We start from the raw sequence: 24,199 nt of genomic DNA on the forward strand, positions 1-24,199 counted from the left end.
TTCTAAGTTTTAGAAAGACCTTTTTTGGATACAAAATGCACTCAATCGGTATTGATATCGGCTCAACATCTGCAAAAGTAGCAGTCATGGAAGCTAGCGGCGAGATAAAGGAGCTATTTTTACTCCCAACTGGCTGGAGCAGCGCAGATACGGCCATGCTTATAAAAGAGCGAGTTTTAGCTTTAGGCCTTGGTGAGCTATATTTTACAGCGACTGGATATGGCAGAGTTTCGGTGCCATACGCCAATAAAACCCTTACAGAGATCACCTGTCACGCGCTTGGGGCGCACTACTTTTGCAAAAGCGACTGCACCGTTATAGACGTGGGCGGACAAGATACGAAGGCTATCAAGCTTGAAAACGGCTCGGTGACTGACTTTACGATGAATGATAAATGCTCAGCCGGCACTGGTAAATTTCTAGAAGTGATGTCAAACCGCCTTGGAGTTAGATTTGATGAGCTTACACGCCTTGCTAAAAATAGCGACAAAGATATCGCCATAAGCTCGATGTGCACGGTCTTTGCGGAGTCTGAGATCATAAGCCTTATCGCTCAAAACGTCTCACGAGAAAATATCGCAAAAGCGGTGATCGCTTCAGCTATAAATAAAATTTCAAATTTGGTCAAAAAACAGGCAAATACGAGCTATTTCTTAAGCGGTGGCTTTAGTAAGAGCGAGTATGTGAGAGAAAATTTAGAAGTGTGCTTGCAAGCTGGGGTCACCACGCACAAAGATGCGATCTACTGCGGTGCGATCGGCGCTGGCCTTGCAGGGATAAGAAATTTAAGGAGAGAAGATGGTAATAAATGAGAGTATGAATTTGAGCGAAATTTTCGCTACTTATGACAGCGCTAAGAAAAATTTAGCCCAAAACGTCGAAGCGGTTAAAAATAGCGGTCAAAAGATCGCAGCGATATTTTGCACCTACACGCCAAGAGAGATCATCCACGCAGCAAATGCCCACAGCGTGAGTGTCTGCGCTACTGGCGATAACGCGGTGGTTGAGGGCGAAAAGTACCTGCCTAAAAACCTCTGTCCGCTCATAAAGGCAAGCTATGGCTTTGCCAAGGCAAACAAGTGCCCATTTGTGCGAAACTCTGATATCGTTATCGGCGAAACGACGTGCGACGGCAAGAAAAAGATGTATGAGCTGATGGGTGAGTTTAAAGACGTCCACGTCATGCACTTGCCACATTTCAAGAGCCAAAAGAGTTTGGAGCTTTGGCAAGATGAGGTTATGGAGCTAAAGGAGCGGCTGGAGGCTAAATTTGACGTGAAAGTGAGCGATGAGGAACTTAGAAACTCTATCAGGCTATTTAACAAAGAGCGCGAGCTAATGGGAGAAATTCAGAATTTCATGAAGCTAACGCCACCACCCATGAACGGCAAAGAGTTGCACGCACTGCTATATGGAAATGGCTTTATATTTGATAAAAAGGAGCAGATAAGCGACCTTGAGATCATCGTAAATAAGCTAAAAGAGTGCGTGAGGGACAAAATTTCACCCGTGCATAAGGACGCCAAACGCATCATCATCACAGGCTGTCCAAGTGGCGGGGTCTATGACAAGATCGTGCCAGCCATAGAAGAGGCAGGCGGCGTCGTGGTGGCTTACGAAAACTGCACTGGAACTAAAAACTTTAGCAACCTTGTTGATGAAAACGACGATCCAATTAGCGCCATAGCAAAGCGCTACATGGCGATACCTTGCTCGATCATGTCGCCAAATAAAGATAGAGAAAATGTGCTACAAGAGATGATAAAAGAGTATAAGGCGGACGGCGTGATCGACGTTGTGCTGCAAGCCTGTCACACCTACAACGTAGAAACTACCAATATAAAAAGGGCGTGCAACGAGGTAGATACGCCTTATATGGCGCTCGAGACAGACTTTTCTACAAGCGATGCTGGGCAGATCAAGACAAGGCTCGAGGCATTTATAGAGATGCTTTAGGATAAATTTATAAGAGCAGGGAGCTAAATTTAGCTTTAAATTTAAAATAGCTGACTTGAAATGCAGTGAAATTTACTAAATTTACAAGTCAGCTAAAGCGAATGAAATTTATTATTTGGCTTGCTTAATAGAGCAAAAGCTTCCACGCAGTGGCGTCTTTATAAATATATCTTATGTGTTGATAATCGTAAAGAACAGAATTCCATTTTTCATCGCCATTTTTCATTTTGTCGTTATATTCTTTTGTCTTTTCTCTATCGCCTAAATTTTTATACATGTCACGTAGATCTCTACATATATAGGCGCTTTTTAATTCATTGCAGCCATATTCAAGCATTTTTACGTCCGCTTTTGACTCAGAAAGTGCTTTTGCATAATCAGACTCGATGGCTTTTTCTTTTGCATAATCATCACTTTTCTTTGCAAAATAAACTACCTTTTTTTTAATTAAGTCAAGAGCTGGTATATTGCAAGCTGGAGCAAATTTTTTATCATAACAATACTCTGGTATAGTCTTCTCATAAAAATTTACAACTTTTTTAAGATCTTTGCTCTCTAAAGCTTCTAATTTTTCTAGCCAAAGACAACCTAGATCGTTACCTTTATCAAAGCACCATCTTTTTGCATCATTAGTCCCAAGCTTTTGAGTATTTTTCTGAATAAATTCTTTCTCGCCACTATAATCATAGTTAGGCTTTTCTCTACTACTCCCAAAGCCCCAAGCATATACGCTACTTGTGGCCAATACGCTGGCTAAGACCGAAGCTAAAATTTGCTTTTTCATCTTGATATCTCCTTTTTGATTTAAAAAGGCATTCTACCCCCCCCCATACTTAAAATAAATTTTAAAAGGGTGCTGACCCATGAAAAAGTATAAATTTAATGTCTGAGTGCTCGCTAGAAGGTGCAGAGTATGTCAAGCAGTCTGCCAAGCTTTTGCATATCATTTAAGAAAAGCTGGTTTGATTTTTGTGTAAATTCTTTAGCCTCTTCTAGTATTTTGGGCTCAGAGATATTGTAAGCAAACTCCTTTTTTAGGATCTTTGCCCCCTTTTTATAGACAAATTTTGCCTCGATAAAACTTGCAAAAAAGCTATCATCTCTTAAGTAGTAGTTGGTGGCCGCATTTACAAAAATTTGCTTTTGAGCTAAAAACTCGCCACAAACGCCATTTTGCGAGCTAAATTTAACACTCTCAACCACGTCAGGTCTTATCTCATAAAACCTTATCTCGCTAGATTTTTTAAGAGTAAAAACGTCACTAGCTTTGTTTAAATTTATAGAGGCGCTATCAGCTTCTATGACGTTTATAACGCCATTTACGAGAGAATAAGCACTTGTAGTTCTATTTTGATCAAGAAAATTTATCACGCCAAAAAATGACACGCTGCCATTTAGTTCAGCCAAATTTGGCATGTTTTTTATTAGTAGCTGCTGCTTTTTGCCACCAAGCTCAAAGTAGCTCACCATGATGGAAATTTCATCCTTTTTGCTAGGCGTCTTTTGCGAGCAGCCCACAAAAAAGAGTATTGCTAGCAGCAAAACTACTAAATTTCTCATTTTATGAAATAATCACCATCAAAGCTTACAAGCGAGTATTTTCTCTCGTTGCCGATACTCTCTTTAAGCTCATCGATGCTCAAAAACTCCAAGCTATCAGCTCCGATGTACTCTCTGACCTCTTCGACGCTTTTTTTGGCGCTTATTAGCTCCTCAAAGCTTGGTGTGTCGATGCCGTATCGCTCAGGATACTTTAGCTCAGGGCACGCAACTCTGAAGTGAATTTCTTTTGCTCCTGCGTGTCTTAAGAGATCGACCACCTTTTTAGAAGTGGTGCCACGAACGATACTGTCATCGATAACTACGATGCTTTTGCCCTCTAGCACGCTCGACATAGGATTTAGTTTTAGTTTGACCTTTAAATTTCTCATCTCTTGACTTGGCTCGATAAAGGTTCTGCCCACATAGTGATTTCTAGTGATGGCTAGCTCAAATGGGATCCTGCTCTCATTTGCGTATCCAAGAGCCGCTGGCACGCCACTATCTGGCACTGGCACTACAAAGTCAGCCTTTATCTTGCTCTTTCTAGCAAGCACCTCGCCCATCTTTTTTCTCACTTCATAGACGCTTTTGCCCTCTATCACGCTATCTGGGCGCGCAAAGTATATGTACTCAAAGGCGCAAATTCTAGGCTCTGGCTCGAAAATTTGCAAGCTTTGAAACTCGTTCTTGCCATGCTCAAAAACTATCATCTCGCCAGGTCTAACATCTCTTATAAATGTTGCTCCCACAAGATCAAACGCGCAAGTCTCGCTAGCTACGATATATCCGCCGTCCTTTAGCCTGCCAAGGCTTAGCGGCCTAACTCCCCAGCGGTCTCTGATGGCAAAAGTCTTGTGACGTGATTGCACGAGCAAGCAGTAAGCGCCTTTTATCTTGTCAAGTGCTGCGATGATGCGGTCTTGTAGGTGTTCGCCGTGGTTTCTTGCGATGAGGTGGATGATGTTTTCGGTGTCCATATTTGTCTGAAATATTGCGCCATCTTTGATGAGCTCGTCTCTAACCTCGTCTTTATTGACCAAATTTCCGTTGTGAACGATTGAGATTTGACCTAGCGCGTAGTTGGCGGCTATTGGCTGGGCATCGCGGCCTGAGTTTTTGCCAGCTGTCGCGTAGCGGTTGTGACCGATCGCCATGTCGCCCTTTAGTGAGCTCAAGATCTCTTCGTTAAAGACCTCGGTGACTAGGCCGTTGCCCTTGTGAGTGGAGATCTCGCCGTCGTTACAGACGCTGATGCCACTTGCCTCTTGACCGCGGTGTTGCATAGAAAATAACGCATAATACGCCGTTTTCGCCGCATCCTTAGAATTTATGATACCAACTATCGCACACATCTTTTATCCTCTTTTCATTTTTTTAAATTTTATCTTTACAGTTAAATTTCATAGCCAACGCTAAGCACTTTTTGTAAGTGGCTTGTTATCCAAAGTGCTGGCACATTTGCCGTTATTTGCACCATTTATAACAATCCACATGCGCTAAAACTAAATTCCATCATCTCAAATCAAACTCATTAGCTTTTAAATTTTGTTACTTTTTGCGCTCCAATAGCAAAATTTACTACCAAATTTTAACTCGTATCTCTTTATATCATCAAGCTTAAATTTAATCATCAAGCCCCAAACTATCATCTATCGAGTAAAGACCGCTGCTTTGATCTTTTAGCCAGATAGCAGCCTTGATCGCACCTTTTGAGAAGGTCGCTCTGCTCGTTGCCGTGTGGTTTAGCTCGATAAATTCGCCGTCATTGTAAAAGCCAACCGTGTGACGACCGACCACATCTCCGCCACGAAGTGCCATAACTGCGATCTCATCTTTGCTTCTTGCGCCCACCATGCCAGCTCTGCCTGTTACTAAAACATCTTTTAAATTTAGATCCCTTGCCTCTGCCACGCAACCAGCCAAGGTCATCGCAGTGCCGCTTGGAGCGTCCTTTTTATGTCTGTGGTGCTGCTCGACGATCTCGATATCAAATTCTCTTAAAACTTTTGAAGCTATCCTTGCTATACGGTTTAACACTGCTACGCCTAGACTCATGTTTGTTGCGTAGAGTATTGGCATAGTGCCTGATGCTAGGTGAAGCAAGTTTTTCTCGTCGTCATTTAGTCCAGTCGTGCCGATAACTAGTGGTTTTGGGTTGGTTCTAGCGTAGTTTAGAAGTGCTACGGTCGCCTCTTTTTGGCTAAAGTCGATGATGACGTCGCACGCTTCAAAAAATTTAGCAAAGTCGTTTGTCAAAAGCTCGCTACTTAAATTTTCAACCTCATTTTTTTGGCTAAAAGCGACGCTTAAAAGCGCATTTTTCTCATCTTTTAAACAAGAGATGATGCTTTGAGCCATCTTGCCGCTAGCGCCGTAAAGTCCTATTTTTACCAAAATTTATCCTTTGATTTTTGGTTGAAATTTAACATAAAATTTATTATAGAGAGATTACGAAATGGCTTTTGAAAATAGCTATTTGAGGCTAGAATTTAACTAAAAATTATCATTTTGGTAATTATTAGACGCACCCACTTTTGCCTATTTTGTGTAAAAAGGCGGCTAAGCTCTGTCTTAGAGTTATTTTCTTTTAAAAGAGGTGTTCTGATTAGCTTAAAAATCAATCATTTTTAAAAATAAATTTTGCTAAAAATGGTTTATTTTAAAAGAGAAATTTAGCCAAAAATTTGGCTAAATTTGAGTATTAATGTAAGCTTTCTATGTAGCTCATAGCGCTAAGTGCAGCCACTGCGCCATCACCTGCTGCTACGACCACTTGTTTTGGAGCGTCCTCTCTGATGTCGCCTGCCACAAAGAGCCCTTTTAGGCTAGTTTGCATCTTAAGGTTAGTCTTTACCTGTCCGCCATCAGCCATTTCGCAGATAAATTTGCCGTTTTCATCTTTTAAAATTTCGTTATTTACATTTAGTCCGACAAAGGTGAAAATGCCCGGCACATCAAGCACGCGCTCGCCATTTTTGGTATCAAGCACGATCTTTGTTAGACCCATCTTATCGCCAAGCGCCTCTTTTACAGTCGCACTTGTTATAAACTCGATCTTCTCATTTTTTCTAGCTTTTTCAACGGTTGTTGGCGCTGCTCTAAACTCGTCACGTCTATGCACAAGATAAACTTTTGAGCAGATATTTGCTAGATAAAGTGCCTCTTCAACAGCTGTGTCGCCACCACCAAGGACGGCTACCTCTTTGTTTTTGTAAAAGAAGCCATCGCATGTCGCGCATGTGCTAACGCCTTTGCCAAAGAACTCGTCCTCGCCTTTAAAGCCAGCACGTCTTGGAGTTGAGCCAGTTGCTACGATGACAGCCTTTGTCTGCTCGCTCTTGCCACCTTCAAGTAAAATTTCAAAGCTGCCGTCGCTATTTTTTCTAACGCCAACGACGTTTGCCCACTTGTGAACTAGCCCAAATGCACTGCACTGCTTCCACCAAGTGCTCATAAAGTCAAAGCCGCTCTCGCCAGGGGCTTTTTGACCTGGGTAGTTTTCTATCTCTGAGCTAGACGTGATCTGACCGCCAGGCTCGCCTTTTTCAAACATTACAACATTTTTTAATCCGCCTCTAGTGGCGTAAAGTCCGGCGCTTAGTCCTGCTGGACCGCCTCCGATGATCGCTAAATCAAGCATAAATTTCCTTTATTCTAAAACATTTATAGGCGAATTTTGTTTGTAAATTTCGCCCCTTTGATGAACTATCTCAACACTGCTAGGAAGCTTTGTAATGCTTAAATTTCGCATAAGCTCTAGGACTGTATTTATATCTGAGCTTATGTATTTTAGTGTCGAGTTTGACTCATATCTTTTTTGAAAGATATCGATCGCCACAACTGTTTCATTTTTGGTTGGTAAAATTTCGTCTAATTTTGATTGATTTGAACTGAAGATTAAAAGCGTGTATTTTGGCTCTTTTGGAGTGAAAATTTCGCTTTTTTCGTAAAAAACTAGCTTCGCAAAATCAACAAATTTATATTGTGAAAAACGATAGTTGCTATACGCAAATGCAGCCGCTATCATAGCTGCACCAAAAAATGAACCAAATATATAGGTAAGAGGAAGCAGACTTCCTCTTCTTTTTTCGCCCATTAAAGAAGCGAATTTAGTTTGTCAGTTAGGGCTTGTTTTGACTGCGCACCGACCATTTGCTCAACTAGCTCGCCATTTTTGAAAAATAGCAATGTTGGGATCGATCTGATGCCAAACTCAACTGCAAGATCTTGCACTTCATCAGTATTTACCTTGCAAATTTTCGCTCTGCCCTCGAAGTCTTCAGCAAGCTCTTCGATCACTGGAGCTAGCATACGGCAAGGTCCGCACCATGGAGCCCAGAAATCTACTAGAGCAACGCCTTCTTTTGTTACATCAAAATTTTCTTTTGTGAGTTCGATGTATTTTCCCATTTGTTCTCCTTATTTTAAGATGTGGCAATTATACAAAATCAAATTTAAATTTTAGATAAATAATAAATTTTATTATAAACTAATATTTTCTATCAGCTCAAAATTTTCATTTTTAACAACAAGCAGATCAAGCTGATAGTCCCTGTTTGGCTCATTTTTCATCATATAAAAATTTATTGTTTTTAAAATTTTCATATATTTTGCCTTGTTTAGCCTATACTCCGCTTCGTATTCTCCGCTAGTTGCTTTTACTTCAATAAAATGCAAAATTTTATCACTACTTAGTGCGATGATGTCGATCTCGCCAAATTTAGAGTGAAAATTTCTCTCTAAAATGACAAAACCAAGCTCACGCAAAAACTCGCAAGCCCTATCTTCAGAGCTCTTACCAAAGAGATACTCTTTTAGCCCCAAGCTACTCCTCGATCCTCATCATAAATGGCTCTTCTTTTATATACTCTTGCTCTTTTAAAAGCTCCATCGTTCGCTTCGCATCGGCTTCCAAGCTCGTGTGCGTCGTGAAAAATAGCACGGCATACTCACTCTCATCTTTTGGCTTTTGTAGCAAGCTATCTATCGAGAGATTATTTTCGCTCATCAAATTTGTTATCTTTGCTAGCACGCCCATTTTGTCTTCGACTTTTAGCCTAAAGTAGTATTTCGTCTTTATCCTGTCGCGATCAAGTAGCTCTAAAGTGTTTAGCTCAAATGGCGCTTTGTATCCAAGCATCGGCGACTTGCTATCTCTTGCGATGTCGATGAGATCGCTGATGACCGCACTTGCTGTTGCATCTCCGCCAGCTCCAGGGCCATAGTACATAGTTTCGCCAACGACCTCGCCAACGACGCTGATAGCATTTGTCACGCCACTTGCCTTTGCTATCATTTTGTTTTGTGGCACAAGCGCTGGGTGCACGCGTAGCTCGACCTTGCCTTCGCTTTTTTTGGCGATAGCTAGAAGCTTGATCGAGTATTCAAAGTCTTTTGCGAAAAATATATCTTCTGGCGTGATGCCTTGTATCCCTTCTATCAAGATATCTTCTGGATCGCCGTGCACGCCATAAGCGATGCTTGCTAGGATGAGAAGCTTGTGAGCCGTGTCAAAGCCACCCACGTCAAAAGTAGGATCAGCCTCAGCGTATCCAAGCTCCTGCGCCTTTTTAAGTGCATCTTTAAAATTTGATCCCTCATTCATCATCGAGGTTAGGATGTAGTTGCTTGTGCCATTTAGTATGCCATTTATACTTAAGATGTGGTTGGCACTAAGCCCTTCTCTTAGGGCTCTAATGATCGGTATGCCTCCAGCCACGCTTGCTTCAAAGCCAAATGGCGTGTTTTTGGCTAAATTTTGCAAAGCATATCTGTGATAGGCAAGAAGCGCCTTGTTTGCAGTGACGACCGCTTTTTTGCGTTTTAAAATTTCACTCACTACTCTAAAAGGCTCTTCAACACCGCCCATAAGCTCGACAAAAACGTCGATATCATCGCGGTTTATGATGCTATTTATATCATCAGTCAAAGGGATGCCAGCGTCTCTTTTTTTATTTAAATTTCTAACCACACCGATTACTGGCACTATCTCCTCGCCACATCTTGCTGCGATTAGCTTTTTGTTTTTTAGTAAAATTTTTGCGACCGACTCGCCAACGGTTCCAACGCCCAATATCGCTACATTCATTCAAATTCTTTCAAATATTTTTTTATATTTCTTGCTGCTTGCCTTATCCTATTTTCATTTTCGATAAGAGCTAAGCGCACATAGTCGTTTCCACCCTCGCCAAAACCAATGCCCGGACTAACGGCGACAGAGGCTTTTGTAAGAAGTTGCTTTGAAAACTCAAGGCTACCCAAGTGGCTAACCTTTGGTGGAAGTTTTGCCCAGATAAACATGCTGGCATTTGGCTTTTTAAGCTCCCAACCAGCCTGAGTGAAGGCCTCTATCATCACATCTCTTCTTTTTTCATAAATTTGGCGTATCTCTTCAACGCAGCTTTGGTCGCCGTCAAGCGCGACCGTGGCAGAGACCTGTATAGGCGTAAACATGCCGTAATCAACCCATGATTTTATCTTTTTAAGTGCGGCGCAAAGCCTTTTGTTTCCGCACATGAAGCCAACTCTCCAGCCAGCCATGTTGTAGCTTTTTGAAAGCGTGTAGCACTCGACTGCGACGTCTTTTGCACCATCGACCTCAAAGATGCTTGGCGTTTTGTAGCCATCAAATGTAAGATCTGCGTAGGCGATATCTGAGATGATGTAAAATCTCTCTTGCTTTGCAACGCTTACAAGGCGCTCGTAAAAGCTCTTTTGCACGGTCACGGTCGTTGGATTGTGAGGGAAATTTACAACCACATATTTTGGTTTTGGTGAGCTTGCATGTATCGTCTGGATCAAATTTTCAAAAAATTTATTCTCATCTAGCTCAAATTTATCGTTGTAATGAAGCGGCATCTTTGCGACACTTCCGCCAGCAAACAAAAAGGCCTGCGTGTGTATCGGATAGGCAGGATCAGGCACGATAGCCACGTCGCCTGGGTTTATCACGGCTTGAGCAAGATGCACAAAGCCCTCTTTGCTGCCCATTGTGGCTACTGCTTCAGTTTCTGGGTCTAAATTTACGCCGTATTTTCTTTTGTACCAGTTGCAAATGGCAAGGCGGAGCTTATAAATTCCAGCGCTGGCTGAGTAGCCGTGGGTCTTGTCTTTTTGCGCGCTTTCGCATAGTTTATCGACTATATGTTGCGGTGTTCTGCCCTCTGGGTTACCCATAGAAAAGTCGATGATGTCCTCGCCAGCTCTGCGTGCTGCCATTTTGATCGCATTTACTTCGGCAAAAACGTAGTTTGGCAAACGCTCAATTGTATTAAATCTTATCTCATCAAACACTGTTTGCTCCTATTTTATAAGCTTGATAATTATCTCGTTTTTAATGTTAGTTATGTCGTTATTGTCGCTAATTAACGCATATTTTGCGTCGTTAGCTAAATTTATGGTGTAGTTAGTTTTTATCTCGTTTTCTCTTTTTAGATCGATTTGGTTTAAGTTTTTATCATAAATTCTAACAAGCGGCACCCATTTGTTTGGCTCGTTTGAGATGATATTTAGGCTGCTTGCACCTGCTACATCTACGATATAGACACCGCCGCTCTTTACAAGCGGGGTCTCTTCGTTAAAATTTACTTTTGAAGCATTTAGGCTCATATTTTTAGCATCCAAATAAAGCGCTAAATTTCCATCAACTCTATCAAATCCCATGATCTTAAAGCCACTTTTACTAAGCGTAAAATTTAACAAATTTGGATCTATGCCACCACTTTTTAGAGCTAAAATCCCATAAGAAATTTCACTGCCATTTTTTAGAGAATTTACTCTTGCCACGCTTATGTTTGCATCTTCAAGAGCTAAATTTATCGATTTGACAAATAGTGCTGAGGGGACTTTTTGCGTGCTTATAAATTTTAAATTTAAGCTATTTGAGCTAAATGAGAGAGTATCGTAGTTTGAGCTTTGCTTTAGCCTTGAGACTAGCTCGCCAACATTTAGCGAGCCGTCAGTGTCTAAATTTTCTAAAGAAATTTGCAGATCTTTTCCGCTACTTAGTGCGTTTGCACTGCTATTTAGATCAAAAGCGTATGAAAAAACGCTAAAAAGAAGAAATATGGTTAGTTTTTTTACCAAGATTTGCCCTTATTCATCTCGACAAACTCGTCATAAGTTAAAAATTTCATATCGCCATTTTCTACTAAAAATCTAGCTGGACGGCTTGGATTATATTTTGTTACTTTATCGCCGATCTTAAGCTCGATGTTGCCATTTCCGCAAACGACTAGCTGTCTTTGGTCTAAATTTATATTTACACTTTTGCTTGTGTCGCTTGATGTTTTTTGACCATTTTCAAGGTTGATGATGCCTATCCAAACGCGTTGTTTTGGTGTGATGACCGCCTCATTTAGTGGTTTTGTCACGTTTTGCTCTACTTTTGGAGCTGGCTGGGCTGCCATGCTAGGCTTTAGGGCATTTTGATCAACGCTAGCAGGACTTACAGTCACGTTTTGCTCAGCTGGAGCTGAAATTTTCACGCTTGAAGTGTTCGCATCGATCTTTGGAGTGTTTTGGGAGATCGTTACGTTTGTGTCGATTATATTTTTCTTCACTTCATTGACGATGCTTGATTGCGAGTAGCTCACGCTTGTGTTGTCTTCATTTAAGCTTGCTATGAAATTTTGGACGTATTTGTAAGCGTCAAAGTAGTAAGCACCGCCAGCGATGATAGCTAAAATGATGACCCAGAAGAAAAATCCAGCCCCGCCACCGCTACTTTGTCTTTGGATCGAGACATCTTCAGGTGTGTAAGAAGAAATTTTTGGGCTAACTTTTGTTTTTTTGCTCTCATCAGGCATGTTTTCTTGCATGAAAGCGTCGTATTCGGCGAGAAGTTCGCTAAGATCGACGCCATACTCACGCTGTAAAATTTTGGCGTAGCCTCTCATGTTTAAGCGTGATAATTTTTCAAAATTTTTGTCAAAAATGTATTGTAAAAAAGTGGGTTCAATGTGCGTTTTACGCGAAATTTCCTTTATGCCTATCTCTTTTAAATTTTCTAATTCATTCATCTATCATCCTATCACAAATTATCGCAAAGGCTGCACTTACATTTAGGGAGTCCCAGCCGTCTTTTAGCTTGATACCGACGCACTCATCGCACTTTGCTAGAGCTTTTTGCGGTATGCCTTCGCCCTCTGAGCCCATCACCAAAGCCCTTTTGCCAGCAAATTTCATCTCTTTTATATTTTTGCCGTTGCTTGCCGTAGCGTAGAGCCTGAAACCACACTGTTTTAGCTCGTTTAGCAGGCTAAGTCCGTCCTCAAAAATGGCTATTGGTATCTCGTAAGCAGCACCGCTACTTGACCTTAAAACGCCTTGCATATTTACACTTTTTGCAACAATGACTAACCCTTCGCAGCCTAGAGCATAAGCACTTCTAGCGATGGCACCGATGTTTCCAACGTCACTTATACCATAAAGCACAGCGATGAAATTTAGCTTTTTGAGCTCGCTAAAGTCTGAAAACTCAAACTCACTAACGCTTGCTAAGAAGCCTTGATGGTTGCCGCCATGCGCCATAGACTGAGCTTTTTGATTATCCACGCGGATGATCTTCTTGCCTGTGCCGCAAATTTTTGAGAAGAGCTTTTTATCACACTCTTTTGAGAGATAGATCTCTTCTAGGATCTGCGGGCGCTTGTTCAAAATATGTAAAAATAGCTGTTTTCCGTATATTATCATGGTTGCTTATGGTAGCTAAAGTCAAGTAAAATTTAACTTATTTTGCTTCTAAATTCGATTGAATTTTTGAAACTTTTTGAGAGAATTTGAGCTTTTAAATTTATGCTTTTATAAGCTCGTCGTATAGCTTTTTGACGTCCTTGCCAGTTATTTTGCTAAGCAGTTTTGCCTTCGCTTTTGGGGCGATGTCAAGCGAGATGATCTCATCTTTTGTGATGTTTTGAGTGGCTATATTCGCACTTTTTGAGATGACCACGGCCCACTCGCCGTTTAAATTTGCTTTTTCTAAAATTTGGGCTAAATTTTTGGCTGTATCTTTAAATTTGGTCTCAAATTTTTTGGTGGCCTCTTTTATGGCAAAAATTTCTCTCTCTGGCTCTAAATTTGCGATGCTTTGCACTAAGCTTAATACGCGTTTTGGGCTTTCATAGATCACGGCTGGATAGGCTAAGTTTAGAGCGTTTTGTATGGCTAGGGCTCTATCTCTGCCGGTATTTGGTAAAAATCCTAAAAAGATAAATTCTTTATCGCAAAGTCCGCTTGCGACCACGCTTAAAAGTGCAGCGTTTGCTCCGCTTAAAATTTCGTATTTGATATCATTTTTTTGAGCGTATCTTACTAGGCTAACGCCTGGATCGCTTATGCCTGGCATGCCAGCGTCGCTCATATAAGCTATATTTTTGCTCAAAATTTCATCACTTAAATTTGCAAAAAATTCATCTTCGTTGTGGGTGTGAAGCGGGATAAAATTTGAGATGTTTATATTTGCGTCAAAGCGTTCGTTTAGTAGATTTACAAGGCTTTTGCAAACTCTTGTATCTTCACAGATAGCTATCTCGCATTCACGCAAAATTTTGATCGCACGAAGCGAGATATCTTCTAAATTTCCTATTGGAGTAGGAACAAAGTAGAGCAAGGCTTATTTTTGAGCGTATTTTTTCTTAAATTTCTCAACACGGCCAGCGCTATCAACTATCTTTTCGCTGCCAGTGAAAAATGGGTGGCACTTGTCGCAAATGTCAATTCTGATTTCGCTTTTGTTTGACTTTGTCTTAAAAGTGTTGCCACACGCGCAAGTTACGGTGCAATCTACATACTCTGGATGGATCTCTTTTTTCATCATCTTTCCTTTATTATTTTGGGCTATTTGTTACCTTAAAAGTTGCTGATTATATAAAAACTAATCTAAAAATCAAATAAATCAGGCAAGAAATTTTGCCGCCACAGATATGACTGCGGTCTGTGATCTTAGGATATTTTTTGTATTTAGGCCGTAGATATTTTTAAATTTAGCCGTCTCATCCTCGCTAAATCCGCCCTCTGGACCGATTATTAATATCTCATCATCTTTTTTTTCATTTAAATTTTTACCGCCAAAATTTATAGCCGAGACATTTTTATAAACGCTCATTAGCTCGTCTAAATTTTTATAAATTTCAAACTCCATTAGCGACGTTCTCCCGCACTGCTCGCATGAAAGTGCGTTTATGTAGTTTAGCTTTTCAAGGTCGATCTTGAAATTTGCTTGAGAAAATTTAGTATAGACAAAGGCGATCTTGCCAACGCCAAGCTCATTTAAAAATGGTAGTGCCTTTTCGATCGTCTTTGGATCAACGACCGCCCAAGCGATGGTAAAGTCAAATTTATGCTCGCAGTTTAGGCTGGCAAAGACAAGACTTAAATTTGCACTTCTGCGCTCTATCTCATCGATCTCATAGATATACTCTTTGCCATCGTATAAATTTCTAACACTTATGCGCTCTCCTGCTTCAACTCTTCTAGCTTTTAGGTGTAAAAAGGCCTCATTTACTATCTTTAAGCGCTCTTCACCAGCGTTTTTGTCATATAAAAATTTCATCTAAATTCCTGCAATGATGATCAAAATAATGTCGCAAATGCCTTTAATAAGGGCAAATTTTTTAAATTTCTCTAGCTCGCCAGCAATGGCGTATCTTTTTAGTCTTTTATATCCAACGGCGCTAAGTGCGATCAAAGCTATCAATATAAGAAGCATTTTTATGGCGTTAAATTTTGGCTCATAGCTATAATATGCCCACAAAATAAGCCCAGTTAGCACCAAAAAGCTAAGTAGCATATGATAAATAGGCAAAAAATACCTTATGTGAAGCACGTAATTTTTACTCCTCACTCCAAACTGAGTAAGCGCTAGATAAAGCGCCGCCAAGGCAAGAAGCACATAAAAAAATGTCACGTGAAATGGCAAAGTATAAGCATAAAGCGAGCTTAAGTGTTCGTTCATTTCTTATCTTTAGGAGGCTCGTTTTCTTCGACGACTGGCTCAGGTGGGAGCTGCTCGTCGATAGTTACATTCGCATCAGGCTGAGCTATCGTAACATCACTGGGGACTGGCTCACTAACGTCACTTTTGGCCTCTTCTTTATCTCCACATCCCAAAAATACGCCAGCTATAAGCAAAAAAGAGGTTATAAATTTTTTCATTAAACGTCCTTTGGATTTTCTATTTTTATCTTATTTATCATCTTTTCAAGCAAGTTTTTATCTTCCCACTCGTCTATAATCGCCTCTGAAAATTTGATATCACTAAGCTTTATCTCGCCCATTTGTGGGTTTGTCGCGTCCTCTTTGAAGCACTGCGCATAGCCAGTGTCGGTTTCATGCACGATGACGCTGTGAAGCTTTACTTCGCGCTCGCCGTTGTTCATCACGCTAAGCTCAAGTATCCGCTCGATCATTACAAAAAATATACGGCAAAACTGCTCTGCGCTGGGATTTAGTGGGATCTCTATCCACCTTGCAGAGTGCTTTTTAAGGTCGTTTTTGTATTCGTCACTATCGCCTGAAAATATGGTCGTAGCGTGATCGAAGCTATCGATGATCGTCTTTATGTTTTGCTTCATCAGCCCAAAGTCATAGACCATGCCAGCGTTATCAAGAAAATTTGAGCTAAGTAAAATTTCCGCTACGTAGCTGTGGCCGTGAATGCTCGTCCTGCAGCGTTTCGAGCTACAAAACCTCACGATATGCGCATTTTCAAATTTAAAAAGTTTTCTAATAATCATCAAACACCCTCTTTGTCGCCCCAAAGCCTGATGTGGATACGCTCTGAGTAGTTAAATCCATGCTTTATGGCAAATTGTGCTGTTTTTAGAGCATTTTTGCTTAGCTCGTCTTTATTTGCGCCCATCGCCATGCACCAGACGGGCAAATTTACTCTATCTTTTATATATAAAATTTCCTCCAGCTCGCTTTTATCAAAGCGAGATAGGACAAATTTTAAAAAGCTGCTTTTTGCGTTATTTTTGATAGCTAAAATGGCATCTAAATTTATGCGTTTTTGCTTGCTAACTCCGCTATTTGCTAGTTTTACGCCAAGTGCAAAATGGCAATTTTTATAAATTTGGAATTTATCAAAATCAACCAAGATCGTGCCATTTGTCTCAAAATGCACCTCGTAATTTATAAGCAAATTTCTTACCAAATTTATGAAATTTTCATTTTGATGCCAGATGAGTGGCTCGCCGCCTGTTAAAACGATGATCGGCTTTTGTTCTAAGCCTTTGCTAAAGCTATCAACTATGCTTAAAATTTCATCTGCGCTGTGTCTTTTGTGGTGAAAATGTCCCTTAAAAACGGCCCTTATGCTATCACAGCCCAAAAGCTCTTCGCCTGTTTTTAAAGATCTTGTCTTTACGCCAAAGCCAGAGCAGTTTAGGTTGCAGCCCAAAAAGCGTAAAAATATAGCGAGGCTGCCCTGATAAGCGCCCTCGCCTTGGATGCTTAAAAATGCCTCAACTAGTTCTAGCTCTTTGCTCATCAACCACCAGTTTGGTAAAAGGCCCTTGAAGAGGTTTCGTTTTCAGCCCCTAGCGCCCATTTGTTCTCTTTTGGCTTGTTGGCAAGCACTTGTCTTAAGATCTCGCTTGCTGCGACGATGTCGCCATTTGCAACTGCTTTTTTGATACTTAGCGCATCTTCAAAGTAAAGGCAAGGTATCAAAAGCCCTTCAGCGCTTAGCCTAATGCGGTTGCAACTCTCACAAAAGTCGTGTTTGTGAGGGTCAATGATGCCAAATTTATAGCCGTCATCAAGCCTATAAATAGACGCAGGTGCGTTTGGCAGTTTTTCATCTTTTGTGACATTATATTTTTGCGAGATGATATTTAAAATTTCATCGCTTTTTAGCCCTTTTAGATCCTCTTTGGCGTGCGAATTTTCCATATATTCGATAAATCTGATCTGAGAGTTTCTAAATTTAGCAAACTCAAGCAAATTTACTAGCTCATCGTCGTTAAAGCCTTTTAGTGCGACTGTGTTTATCTTCACCTTTAACCCAGCGTCAAGTGCTGCCTCAAAGCCAGCCAAAACCTCGTGTAAGACGCTCTTTTGAGCGATAAATTTAGCCTTTTGCTCATTTAGCGTATCAAGCGACATATTTATGCGCTTTAGACCAGCGTATTTTAGCCTTTTGGCAAAGTGTGGCAGCATAAAGCCATTTGTCGTAAGCGCTAGATCGATATCTGGCTTATAATCGCTTATCATCTTTATAAAGATGTCCAGATCCTTGCGCACGAGTGGTTCGCCGCCTGTGATCCTGATCTTTTTCACACCCTCATCGATAGCTACTTTAACAAATAAAAATAGCTCTTCAAATGTCAGTAAATTCTCTTTTGGCGTCCAACTAAATGGCGTCGTAGGCATGCAATATCTACATCTAAAATTGCAGCGCTGCGTCACAGAAATTCTTAAATAATCAACAACCCGACCATATTTATCTATTAGCATAAAGCACCTTTTTTAAGCTTGGTTAGAGCTTTTTTAATTTTCAATTATATGTTAAAAGATTTAAATTTAAATAAAAATTTAAGCTAATTTTTGTAGTTTAAGAGTAGTTTTGTCTTTTAAAATTAGCCCAAATTTAGGCTAATTTATGAAATTTAAGCACAAACTCAACTCGCCCCATACCCACGTGAAGGTCTTTAGCGATCATAGCCGCGCTCTTTCCGTCCTTAAACATCTTTAGAATTTGCTCTTCTTCGTTGATAACGCTTGGGGCGATCTTGTTGATATCTCTTGTTCGCTCTTCAAGGTTAAACATCCTATCTTTTTGCTCGTTTGCAAAGTCATCTATCACTCGCTCGATGCTCTTTATAGCGCGGATTATCGGCACGATTTTTTCGTTTATCTGCTCGTTTATCTGCTCTTTTAGCTCATCTTTTACATCTTTTAGCTGCTCGTCATCATCAGGTTTAAAGCTCGCAAGTGCGACTAGCTGCTTTTTGAGATTATAGTTTTCTTGCATGGCGCTCTCTATGGCACGCTCATACCTTGCAAATTTCTTATTTGTTTCGCTATCTTTTATAAATATCAAAGCTATTATTATCGCTAAAACGATACCAAAACCTAAAAAAATGTAAATTTCCATATTTTTCCTTTACGAATTCGCTCTAAGCTCTCTTATCATCACACGCTCTCTAGCCGTCACATAAGCGTTCCAGTCGGCCTCATCCTCTTCGTGCATGTTCTCTATCTTTGCTAGCCTCTCATCCTCCGCCTTTAGATAAAGGCTCAAATTTCTCTTTGGAAAGATAGGCATCGCGATCCTTGCGTAGTAAATTTCATCTTTTTTAAATTTATCTTCGCTTATTTTTATATGTGTAAAGCCGATCTCATCGATATCTGCGCTCTCTTTTAGCGGCAAGTATTGCTTGTGCTCATTTTTTATATAATCACTTAGCGCATCGATCTTTCTATGAAGCTCGATGACAAGCGTTAGCAAGACTTGGTCGCTCTCTTTGGTCTCGCCGCGTGATTTTGCTCGCTTTAGCCACGCTCCAAGTGCATCTTCATCGCCTGGTAAGATAGAGTTAAATTCTCTTAAAAATTTCTCATCTCCACTTCTGTCGCACTCATAAACCATGCTAAGAGGTGCCTTAAAAAGCCTTACTTCACTCATAATACACTTATCCAAACAAAGATGAAAAATAAAATTCCCAAGTAGCCATTTAGCGTAAAAAACGCTCTGTCTATCTTACTAAAGTCACGCCTTACGATCCTATGCTCGAAAAATAATATCACGCCGCTTACCACAATGCCAAAAAACGCCATCGCTCCAAGTCCAGCCGCCCATGCAAAAAGTAGCCAGAGTATAAAAGCCAAAGCGTGAAAAATGGCTGATAAAAATAGTGTCGCCTTGTCGCCATATATCGCTGGTATGCTAAAGAGCTTGTTTTCTTGGTCAAATTTCATATCTTGAAGCGAGTAAAGCAGGTCAAATCCAGCCACCCAAAATGTCACACCAAGGCAAAGTAGCACGCTCCAAAGCGGTATGGCAGCGCTCACTGCAACCACGCCAGCGATAGGAGCAAGTCCAAGACTAAGGCCTAGCACCAAGTGCGCTAGCTCGCTAAATCTCTTAAACAGCGAGTATCCGCCAAGCACGGCAAGTATGGGGAAGCTTAGCCAAAATGCGAGCGAATTTACAAAATAAGCGCAGATGATAAAGATAAGTGCGTTTGCTGCGATGAAAAGCTGCATATTGCCCTTGCCGATGCGCCCATCGACGCTTGGACGGCTTGCGGTGCGTGGGTTTAGCTTGTCGATGTCCTCGTCTTGATATCTGTTAAACGCCATGGCAAAATTTCTAGCGCTGACTGCGCAAAGAGTGCCTAAAATAAGTAGTTTAAAGCCAAACCAAGCCGAGCCATTTTCTATCTTGCTCGCAACTATCATCGCCACAAAGATAAAGGGCAAAGCAAAAACCGAGTGCTTAAAAACGATGAGTTCTGCGATATCTTTTAGCTTTTTGATCATATAAATTTCCATGTTTTTAAAAAGTGTCTGATTTTACACCATTTTGCTTTAAATCTAAATTTATATTATCATTGCGAGAGTAATTTAAAATGAAGGGTTATGATGAGTAAAATAGCGATTATCGGAGATAGTTTTAGTGCGTTATTTACGGCACTTGAGCTAGCTAAAAAGGGTGAGGAAATTTTAGTTATTAGTAGCCAAAAAGATGAGTTTGAGAACGGAATTTTAACCCCATTTAACACCCCAGCGCTCGCAAGAGATGGAGCGATATCTAGCTCGTTTTTGGGGCTAGTTAGTAAAAAAAGTGAGCTTGATATAGCGCTTTGCTTAAATGAAAATTTTAGAGCTTGGATGGCAAATTTCACGCTTAAATCAACAAAGGCTCACGATAAAAAGATGAGAATTTTGTTTAAGAAATTTGGACAAAAGAGCTTTGAAATTTTAAAAGAGCTAAACGAAAAATATCCGCAGATAAATTTTGATGAGAGCGGCGTTTATCTCATCTTTAGCGAGGACGAGAGCTTTAAAAAGAGGCTTGATGAGACAAGGGTTGCTGATAGCGAGCAAGAAATTTTAAGCGTGGATAGTGAGCTAGCAAATTTTGGCCTGATAAATAAAAATATAAAAGGGGCGCTAAATTTAGCTAAAAACGCGAGCATCGATGTTAAAGAGCTACGAAACGCACTTGTTAGCGAGCTAAATGAGCTTGGAGTGCAGTTTATAAATGATGAAATTTATGAGCTAAAAACGCAGGGGCAAGCCGTGCAAAAGGCTGTTGGCAGGGCTGGCGAGTACGAGGCTGATAGCTTTGTCGTGGCGAGTAGAAATTTGGAGCTTTCAAGTAAGCTTGGGACAAATTTAAGTGCCATTTTGGCTAAATTTTACACGATAGATCTCGCGCTAAACGAGGGTCAAATCCCTAAAAAACCGATCATTTTAAATGATATGTTTGCCAAAATTTATCCAACCAAAAATGGCGTCACGATCATCACAAATTTACAAGTGGGCGCGATCGATACGCTTGTAAAAACAGAAAAGATCAACGCATTTTTAAACGAACTAAAAAGACACCTTGGCATAAGCGAGCTAAAAGAGCCTAGTTTTAGGGCAAATTTCGTGCTTCTTAGCTCAAACGACAAGCCAGCTCTTGGACGTGATGAGACATATCAAAATTTACTCTATAATCAAGCGTACGGACTAAATGAACTAAGCTTTGCACCGCACTTTGCAGGCGTTTTGGCTGATCTTATAAAAGAGGGCAAAAGCAACGAAGATAGCGATGAGATTTTACTTTTTAGCTCACTTTACGAGGGCTAAGCTTGTTTGGCGAGCTAGCACTAATTGGCACCACGGCAAGCGGCAAGAGTGATCTAGCCTTTGAGCTAGCAAAGAAATTTAATGGCGTCATCTTGAGCCTTGACTCACTCGCACTTTATAAAGAGATAGATATCGCTAGCGCAAAGCCAAAGCCCTGGCAGCTGGGGGCTGTGAGGCACTTTGGGGTGGATGAAATTTACCCTGATGAGGAATTTAGCGTTGGGACATTTTTTGAAATTTACAAAAATGCAAAAGAATTTGCGCGCTCGCAAGAGTGCTTGCTCATCATCACAGGTGGAAGCGGCTTTTATCTAAAGGCGATGCTTAGCGGTCTTGCGCCAGACGTGCCAAAATGCGAGCTAAATTTAAGCAACGAGGAAATTTACGAGCTAGCTTTGCAAAACGACCATGAGTTTGCAGGCAAATTTAGCCAAAACGACTCTTATCGCCTCGAAAAATGGTATCAAATTTATAAATTTAGTGGCCAAATCCCAAGCGTTTGGCTAAAGCAAAATACCAAAGAGAGCGTCATAAAAGAGCTTGCGATATTTGAAATTTTGTGGGATAAAGAGGAGCTTAGGGCACGCATAGCAAAGCGAACGAAAAATATGCTAGATGAGGGCTTGATAGATGAGGCGAAGTTTTTATTTGACAAGTATAAAAGCGAGCCAAAACCCCTAAAATCAATAGGTCTAAAGGAGTGCAAGCGGTTTTTGGAGGGTGAAATTTCAAAAAGTGAGCTTGAAACGCTCATCGCCACGCACACAGCCCAGCTTGCTAAGCGTCAGCGAACCTTTAACCGATCGCAGTTTGAGAAGAAATTTGTGGGCGACTTGGCGCAGACTAGAAGTGAAATTTTGAAGTTTTTAAAAGGTTAAATTTAAATTGTCTAGGTGGTAAATTTAATTTAGTAGGGGGGCGAACAGCTCCAAAAGAAGCCGTTCGATAAATTTATATAGGCATGACCCTGATTTTTGGGCTTAGGCTCTCTTGTAAGACATTTTCTATCGCATAAAGCGTGCCAGTCGAGCCGCTTGAACAGCCTGAGCAAGCGCCAAGATAGCGGATATAAACGTCGATATTTTCGCCGTTGTCGTTTCTGATGTCTATGATCTCTAAATTCCCGCCGTCCATCATAAGCATCGGGCGGATCTCTTTATCGATGATCGATTCGATCGCTTTTAGCTGGCCAACCATCGTCATGCTCTCAAAGCTAACGTCGCTAAGCGTGTTGTTTGCTTGAGCATTTGCCTGAGCTTCGAGCCTCTCTTGCTCCATCTCAGCCCTAGTGTCACGCAAGATATCAACAAGGTAGTAGTCTTTTTTCTCGTGTCCGCCAGGTCTAACGCATGATTTACAAAATGCACCTGCTTTGGTGTATTGCGTGATCTCCTCGACCGTATGAAGGTCGTTTAGTCTTATCACCTCTTTGATCGTGCCAAGGCTCACTCTAGCGCACTCGCAAACGATGATCTCATCTTCAAAGTGCTCTGGGTCTATGCCCTTGTAGCTTGCTGCGGCTGCCTTGATGACGTCATAAGCCATGACTGAGCAGTGCATCTTTTGAGGTGGTACAGCTGGGGTGTCTGGGTTGTCGCGCATAGCTCTTTCTACATCAAGGTTTGTGATCTTAACCGCTTCATCGACCGTTTTGCCTATACAAAGCTCAGCCATCGTATCAGAGCTAGCTATCGCCGTGCCACAGCCAAAGCTTTTAAATTTAGCGTCTATTATCTTGTCAGTTTTCTCATCAACGAGCCAGTAAAGCCTTACCGCATCGCCGCAGCTTTCTGCGCCAAAGTCAGCGATGATGAGCTTTGCGTTTGCTTTTTTGGCGTCCTCTTCGGTGAGTTCGCCCATGAATTTAGGATTGTTCATCCTATCTTGCACTACCTTGGAGTATTCGTCCCAGATAGAGCCTCCGATTAAGTTATTTTTTGCCATGTTTTTCCTTTAAATTTTATAATCCACTCTTATGCCACTCTGGGGCGTACGCGAAGGTGCTTGATATGCTTCTTAGCCTATTTACCGCTTTTGTTATATGTTCGATCGCATAGTCGATCTCCTCTTCGGTGTTAAACCTAGAAAGAGAGAGTCTAAGTGCGGTGTGGGCTAGCTCTTTGTCAGCGCCGATGGCCTCCATGATAGGGTTGCTCTCTAGCGTCTCGCTCGCACAGGCAGAGCCGGTAGATGCTGCTATGCCAGCTCTATTTAGGTCCCAAAGCATAGCCTCACCCTCGACACCTTTGATAGAGGCTAGGATGGTGTTTGGCACGCGTTGATCTTTTGTGCCGACGACGCTAACGTCAGGAATTTGTAGTAGCGCGTCTTCAAGTTTGTCACGCAAACGGCGAACGTGTGAGTGCTCGTAATCCATAAATTTATTTGCTAGTTCAAGCGCCTTGCCCATGCCAACGATACCTGGTACATCAAGTGTGCCGCTTCTGCGTCCGCCCATGTGTTCGCCGCCGTGAAGCAAGCTGCTTAGTGGCATGCTATTTTTTATAAATAACGCTCCAACGCCCTTTGGTCCGTGAAATTTATGAGCTGAAAAGCTTAAAAAATCAACGTCTAGGTCTTGAACATCTATCTTTATCTTACCGACTGCCTGTACGGCGTCAGTGTGAAATAAAGCGCCGTATTCGTGGGCAACTTTGGCAAGCTCTTTTATAGGAAAGATCATGCCAGTTTCGTTGTTTGCGCTCATTATGGCGACAAGCGCGACGTTTTCGTCCATGACGGCTCTTAGCTGATCTGGAGTTACGATGCCATCGCTATTTACGTCTAAGACTAGCTCGCCTACCGATGTGCCAGTATCAAACACAGCCTGCGCGCTATCATCTGGAGCTTGCAAAACCTCAGGCCTTTTCTTTTTAAGCCACAAGCTCTTTTCACACTG

30 protein-coding genes are annotated in these 24,199 nt (G+C 41.3%); 4 read left to right on the forward strand and 26 right to left on the reverse strand.

The features are described from left to right. The first annotated feature begins 35 nt into the window (after window positions 1-35). Window positions 36-812, forward strand: coding sequence for an acyl-CoA dehydratase activase (locus CYP26_RS07695; protein ID WP_103631000.1), 777 nt, complete (start codon window positions 36-38; stop codon window positions 810-812). After that, a complete protein-coding gene (locus CYP26_RS07700; RefSeq protein WP_103630982.1) occupies window positions 799-1,956 on the forward strand; it encodes a double-cubane-cluster-containing anaerobic reductase in 1,158 nt (385 codons plus the stop codon). Before CYP26_RS07695 ends, CYP26_RS07700 begins: the two co-directional genes overlap by 14 nt. Before the next feature lie 124 nt (window positions 1,957-2,080). On the opposite strand, the gene CYP26_RS07705 is transcribed toward CYP26_RS07700, so the two are convergent. The 24 genes from CYP26_RS07705 to mqnP all read right to left on the reverse strand — a co-directional run bounded on the left by CYP26_RS07705 (window position 2,081) and on the right by mqnP (window position 19,983). Further along, the gene (locus CYP26_RS07705; RefSeq protein ID WP_103630983.1) at window positions 2,081-2,740 is read right to left on the reverse strand and encodes a hypothetical protein; all 660 of its coding nucleotides are present in this window, start codon (window positions 2,738-2,740) and stop codon (window positions 2,081-2,083) included. A gap of 113 nt (window positions 2,741-2,853) precedes the next feature. Beyond that, window positions 2,854-3,516, reverse strand: a complete 663-nt coding sequence (locus tag CYP26_RS07710) for a hypothetical protein (RefSeq protein WP_103630984.1) — start codon at window positions 3,514-3,516, stop codon at window positions 2,854-2,856. Next, the gene (gene purF / locus CYP26_RS07715; protein ID WP_103630985.1) at window positions 3,513-4,850 is read right to left on the reverse strand and encodes an amidophosphoribosyltransferase; all 1,338 of its coding nucleotides are present in this window, start codon (window positions 4,848-4,850) and stop codon (window positions 3,513-3,515) included. Before purF ends, CYP26_RS07710 begins: the two co-directional genes overlap by 4 nt. Window positions 4,851-5,121: 271 nt before the next feature. After that, window positions 5,122-5,892: a 4-hydroxy-tetrahydrodipicolinate reductase gene (gene dapB / locus CYP26_RS07720; RefSeq protein ID WP_087583438.1), complete on the reverse strand. Its 771-nt coding sequence runs from the start codon at window positions 5,890-5,892 to the stop codon at window positions 5,122-5,124. 307 nt (window positions 5,893-6,199) lie between these two features. Next, the gene (locus tag CYP26_RS07725) at window positions 6,200-7,138 is read right to left on the reverse strand and encodes an NAD(P)/FAD-dependent oxidoreductase (RefSeq protein WP_103630986.1); all 939 of its coding nucleotides are present in this window, start codon (window positions 7,136-7,138) and stop codon (window positions 6,200-6,202) included. Between the two features lie 9 nt (window positions 7,139-7,147). Beyond that, the gene (locus tag CYP26_RS07730; RefSeq protein WP_103630987.1) at window positions 7,148-7,594 is read right to left on the reverse strand and encodes a hypothetical protein; all 447 of its coding nucleotides are present in this window, start codon (window positions 7,592-7,594) and stop codon (window positions 7,148-7,150) included. Continuing rightward, entirely contained in the window at window positions 7,594-7,908 is a 315-nt protein-coding gene (trxA, locus tag CYP26_RS07735; RefSeq protein WP_087586842.1) for a thioredoxin, read from the reverse strand. The genes CYP26_RS07730 and trxA overlap by 1 nt, the downstream gene beginning before the upstream one ends. Window positions 7,909-7,980: 72 nt before the next feature. Then, window positions 7,981-8,322 (reverse strand): YraN family protein, encoded by a 342-nt coding sequence (locus tag CYP26_RS07740; RefSeq protein ID WP_103570516.1) that lies wholly within the window; start codon window positions 8,320-8,322, stop codon window positions 7,981-7,983. A 1-nt stretch (window position 8,323) separates the two neighbouring features. After that, a complete protein-coding gene (locus CYP26_RS07745; protein ID WP_103630988.1) occupies window positions 8,324-9,586 on the reverse strand; it encodes a homoserine dehydrogenase in 1,263 nt (420 codons plus the stop codon). Then, window positions 9,583-10,791: an LL-diaminopimelate aminotransferase gene (locus tag CYP26_RS07750; RefSeq protein WP_103630989.1), complete on the reverse strand. Its 1,209-nt coding sequence runs from the start codon at window positions 10,789-10,791 to the stop codon at window positions 9,583-9,585. Before CYP26_RS07750 ends, CYP26_RS07745 begins: the two co-directional genes overlap by 4 nt. Window positions 10,792-10,800: 9 nt before the next feature. Continuing rightward, complete coding sequence (locus tag CYP26_RS07755) at window positions 10,801-11,583, reverse strand: hypothetical protein (RefSeq protein WP_103630990.1); 783 nt, start codon at window positions 11,581-11,583, stop codon at window positions 10,801-10,803. Continuing rightward, window positions 11,577-12,518 carry a phosphatidylglycerophosphate synthase gene (locus tag CYP26_RS07760; protein WP_103630991.1) on the reverse strand — a complete coding sequence of 314 codons (942 nt, stop codon included), beginning with the start codon at window positions 12,516-12,518 and terminating at the stop codon, window positions 11,577-11,579. The genes CYP26_RS07755 and CYP26_RS07760 overlap by 7 nt, the downstream gene beginning before the upstream one ends. Next, window positions 12,511-13,191: a 23S rRNA (guanosine(2251)-2'-O)-methyltransferase RlmB gene (gene rlmB / locus CYP26_RS07765; RefSeq protein WP_103575386.1), complete on the reverse strand. Its 681-nt coding sequence runs from the start codon at window positions 13,189-13,191 to the stop codon at window positions 12,511-12,513. Before rlmB ends, CYP26_RS07760 begins: the two co-directional genes overlap by 8 nt. A gap of 100 nt (window positions 13,192-13,291) precedes the next feature. Then, window positions 13,292-14,107, reverse strand: coding sequence for a 16S rRNA (cytidine(1402)-2'-O)-methyltransferase (gene rsmI, locus CYP26_RS07770; protein ID WP_103630992.1), 816 nt, complete (start codon window positions 14,105-14,107; stop codon window positions 13,292-13,294). Between the two features lie 3 nt (window positions 14,108-14,110). Beyond that, complete coding sequence (rpmE, locus tag CYP26_RS07775; RefSeq protein WP_009295018.1) at window positions 14,111-14,311, reverse strand: 50S ribosomal protein L31; 201 nt, start codon at window positions 14,309-14,311, stop codon at window positions 14,111-14,113. Between the two features lie 81 nt (window positions 14,312-14,392). Further along, window positions 14,393-15,049 carry a 16S rRNA (uracil(1498)-N(3))-methyltransferase gene (locus CYP26_RS07780; RefSeq protein ID WP_103630993.1) on the reverse strand — a complete coding sequence of 219 codons (657 nt, stop codon included), beginning with the start codon at window positions 15,047-15,049 and terminating at the stop codon, window positions 14,393-14,395. Continuing rightward, window positions 15,050-15,451, reverse strand: a complete 402-nt coding sequence (locus CYP26_RS07785) for a hypothetical protein (RefSeq protein ID WP_103630994.1) — start codon at window positions 15,449-15,451, stop codon at window positions 15,050-15,052. Then, window positions 15,448-15,651, reverse strand: a complete 204-nt coding sequence (locus tag CYP26_RS07790) for a hypothetical protein (protein WP_004318036.1) — start codon at window positions 15,649-15,651, stop codon at window positions 15,448-15,450. Before CYP26_RS07790 ends, CYP26_RS07785 begins: the two co-directional genes overlap by 4 nt. Continuing rightward, window positions 15,651-16,232 (reverse strand): 6-pyruvoyl trahydropterin synthase family protein, encoded by a 582-nt coding sequence (locus CYP26_RS07795; protein ID WP_103631001.1) that lies wholly within the window; start codon window positions 16,230-16,232, stop codon window positions 15,651-15,653. The genes CYP26_RS07790 and CYP26_RS07795 overlap by 1 nt, the downstream gene beginning before the upstream one ends. Next, a complete protein-coding gene (locus CYP26_RS07800) occupies window positions 16,232-16,987 on the reverse strand; it encodes a 7-carboxy-7-deazaguanine synthase QueE (protein WP_103630995.1) in 756 nt (251 codons plus the stop codon). The genes CYP26_RS07795 and CYP26_RS07800 overlap by 1 nt, the downstream gene beginning before the upstream one ends. After that, on the reverse strand, window positions 16,987-17,955 hold the full coding sequence (gene moaA, locus CYP26_RS07805; RefSeq protein ID WP_103630996.1) for a GTP 3',8-cyclase MoaA: 969 nt from the start codon (window positions 17,953-17,955) through the stop codon (window positions 16,987-16,989). The genes CYP26_RS07800 and moaA overlap by 1 nt, the downstream gene beginning before the upstream one ends. Window positions 17,956-18,088: 133 nt before the next feature. Then, window positions 18,089-18,595: a DUF6115 domain-containing protein gene (locus CYP26_RS07810; RefSeq protein WP_103607326.1), complete on the reverse strand. Its 507-nt coding sequence runs from the start codon at window positions 18,593-18,595 to the stop codon at window positions 18,089-18,091. A gap of 9 nt (window positions 18,596-18,604) precedes the next feature. Beyond that, a complete protein-coding gene (locus CYP26_RS07815) occupies window positions 18,605-19,126 on the reverse strand; it encodes a hypothetical protein (RefSeq protein ID WP_103630997.1) in 522 nt (173 codons plus the stop codon). Beyond that, a complete protein-coding gene (gene mqnP, locus CYP26_RS07820; RefSeq protein ID WP_411160730.1) occupies window positions 19,123-19,983 on the reverse strand; it encodes a menaquinone biosynthesis prenyltransferase MqnP in 861 nt (286 codons plus the stop codon). Before mqnP ends, CYP26_RS07815 begins: the two co-directional genes overlap by 4 nt. Before the next feature lie 102 nt (window positions 19,984-20,085). Between mqnP and CYP26_RS07825 the strand changes: the two genes are divergently transcribed. Further along, the gene (locus tag CYP26_RS07825) at window positions 20,086-21,300 is read left to right on the forward strand and encodes an FAD-dependent oxidoreductase (RefSeq protein WP_103630998.1); all 1,215 of its coding nucleotides are present in this window, start codon (window positions 20,086-20,088) and stop codon (window positions 21,298-21,300) included. A 2-nt stretch (window positions 21,301-21,302) separates the two neighbouring features. Further along, window positions 21,303-22,178 carry a tRNA (adenosine(37)-N6)-dimethylallyltransferase MiaA gene (gene miaA / locus CYP26_RS07830; protein ID WP_103630999.1) on the forward strand — a complete coding sequence of 292 codons (876 nt, stop codon included), beginning with the start codon at window positions 21,303-21,305 and terminating at the stop codon, window positions 22,176-22,178. A gap of 73 nt (window positions 22,179-22,251) precedes the next feature. Here the strand turns inward: miaA and CYP26_RS07835 are convergent, their stop codons facing one another. Then, the gene (locus CYP26_RS07835; protein WP_004318029.1) at window positions 22,252-23,244 is read right to left on the reverse strand and encodes an iron-sulfur cluster assembly scaffold protein NifU; all 993 of its coding nucleotides are present in this window, start codon (window positions 23,242-23,244) and stop codon (window positions 22,252-22,254) included. A gap of 16 nt (window positions 23,245-23,260) precedes the next feature. Beyond that, a partial coding sequence (locus tag CYP26_RS07840) for an aminotransferase class V-fold PLP-dependent enzyme (RefSeq protein WP_258031454.1) occupies window positions 23,261-24,199 on the reverse strand: 939 nt, incomplete at its 5' end.

Source organism: Campylobacter concisus (genome assembly GCF_002913225.1).
Classification (GTDB): domain Bacteria; phylum Campylobacterota; class Campylobacteria; order Campylobacterales; family Campylobacteraceae; genus Campylobacter_A; species Campylobacter_A concisus_J.

Bases quoted from the DNA above. Each gene is read 5' to 3' on its own strand.
- CYP26_RS07700 (WP_103630982.1), top strand. From the start codon at position 799: ATGGTAATAAATGAGAGTATGAATTTGAGCGAAATTTTCGCTACTTAT.
- CYP26_RS07730 (WP_103630987.1), bottom strand. From the start codon at position 7,594: ATGGGCGAAAAAAGAAGAGGAAGTCTGCTTCCTCTTACCTATATATTT.
- rlmB (WP_103575386.1), bottom strand. From the start codon at position 13,191: ATGATAATATACGGAAAACAGCTATTTTTACATATTTTGAACAAGCGC.
- CYP26_RS07760 (WP_103630991.1), bottom strand. From the start codon at position 12,518: ATGAATGAATTAGAAAATTTAAAAGAGATAGGCATAAAGGAAATTTCG.
- CYP26_RS07725 (WP_103630986.1), bottom strand. From the start codon at position 7,138: ATGCTTGATTTAGCGATCATCGGAGGCGGTCCAGCAGGACTAAGCGCC.
- trxA (WP_087586842.1), bottom strand. From the start codon at position 7,908: ATGGGAAAATACATCGAACTCACAAAAGAAAATTTTGATGTAACAAAA.
- CYP26_RS07835 (WP_004318029.1), bottom strand. From the start codon at position 23,244: ATGGCAAAAAATAACTTAATCGGAGGCTCTATCTGGGACGAATACTCC.
- mqnP (WP_411160730.1), bottom strand. From the start codon at position 19,983: ATGATCAAAAAGCTAAAAGATATCGCAGAACTCATCGTTTTTAAGCAC.
- CYP26_RS07705 (WP_103630983.1), bottom strand. From the start codon at position 2,740: ATGAAAAAGCAAATTTTAGCTTCGGTCTTAGCCAGCGTATTGGCCACA.
- CYP26_RS07825 (WP_103630998.1), top strand. From the start codon at position 20,086: ATGAGTAAAATAGCGATTATCGGAGATAGTTTTAGTGCGTTATTTACG.
- purF (WP_103630985.1), bottom strand. From the start codon at position 4,850: ATGTGTGCGATAGTTGGTATCATAAATTCTAAGGATGCGGCGAAAACG.
- CYP26_RS07780 (WP_103630993.1), bottom strand. From the start codon at position 15,049: ATGAAATTTTTATATGACAAAAACGCTGGTGAAGAGCGCTTAAAGATA.
- CYP26_RS07785 (WP_103630994.1), bottom strand. From the start codon at position 15,451: ATGAACGAACACTTAAGCTCGCTTTATGCTTATACTTTGCCATTTCAC.
- CYP26_RS07800 (WP_103630995.1), bottom strand. From the start codon at position 16,987: ATGAGCAAAGAGCTAGAACTAGTTGAGGCATTTTTAAGCATCCAAGGC.
- CYP26_RS07695 (WP_103631000.1), top strand. From the start codon at position 36: ATGCACTCAATCGGTATTGATATCGGCTCAACATCTGCAAAAGTAGCA.
- CYP26_RS07810 (WP_103607326.1), bottom strand. From the start codon at position 18,595: ATGGAAATTTACATTTTTTTAGGTTTTGGTATCGTTTTAGCGATAATA.
- CYP26_RS07710 (WP_103630984.1), bottom strand. From the start codon at position 3,516: ATGAGAAATTTAGTAGTTTTGCTGCTAGCAATACTCTTTTTTGTGGGC.
- CYP26_RS07795 (WP_103631001.1), bottom strand. From the start codon at position 16,232: ATGATTATTAGAAAACTTTTTAAATTTGAAAATGCGCATATCGTGAGG.
- CYP26_RS07745 (WP_103630988.1), bottom strand. From the start codon at position 9,586: ATGAATGTAGCGATATTGGGCGTTGGAACCGTTGGCGAGTCGGTCGCA.
- CYP26_RS07815 (WP_103630997.1), bottom strand. From the start codon at position 19,126: ATGAGTGAAGTAAGGCTTTTTAAGGCACCTCTTAGCATGGTTTATGAG.
- moaA (WP_103630996.1), bottom strand. From the start codon at position 17,955: ATGCTAATAGATAAATATGGTCGGGTTGTTGATTATTTAAGAATTTCT.
- rpmE (WP_009295018.1), bottom strand. From the start codon at position 14,311: ATGAAAAAAGAGATCCATCCAGAGTATGTAGATTGCACCGTAACTTGC.
- CYP26_RS07790 (WP_004318036.1), bottom strand. From the start codon at position 15,651: ATGAAAAAATTTATAACCTCTTTTTTGCTTATAGCTGGCGTATTTTTG.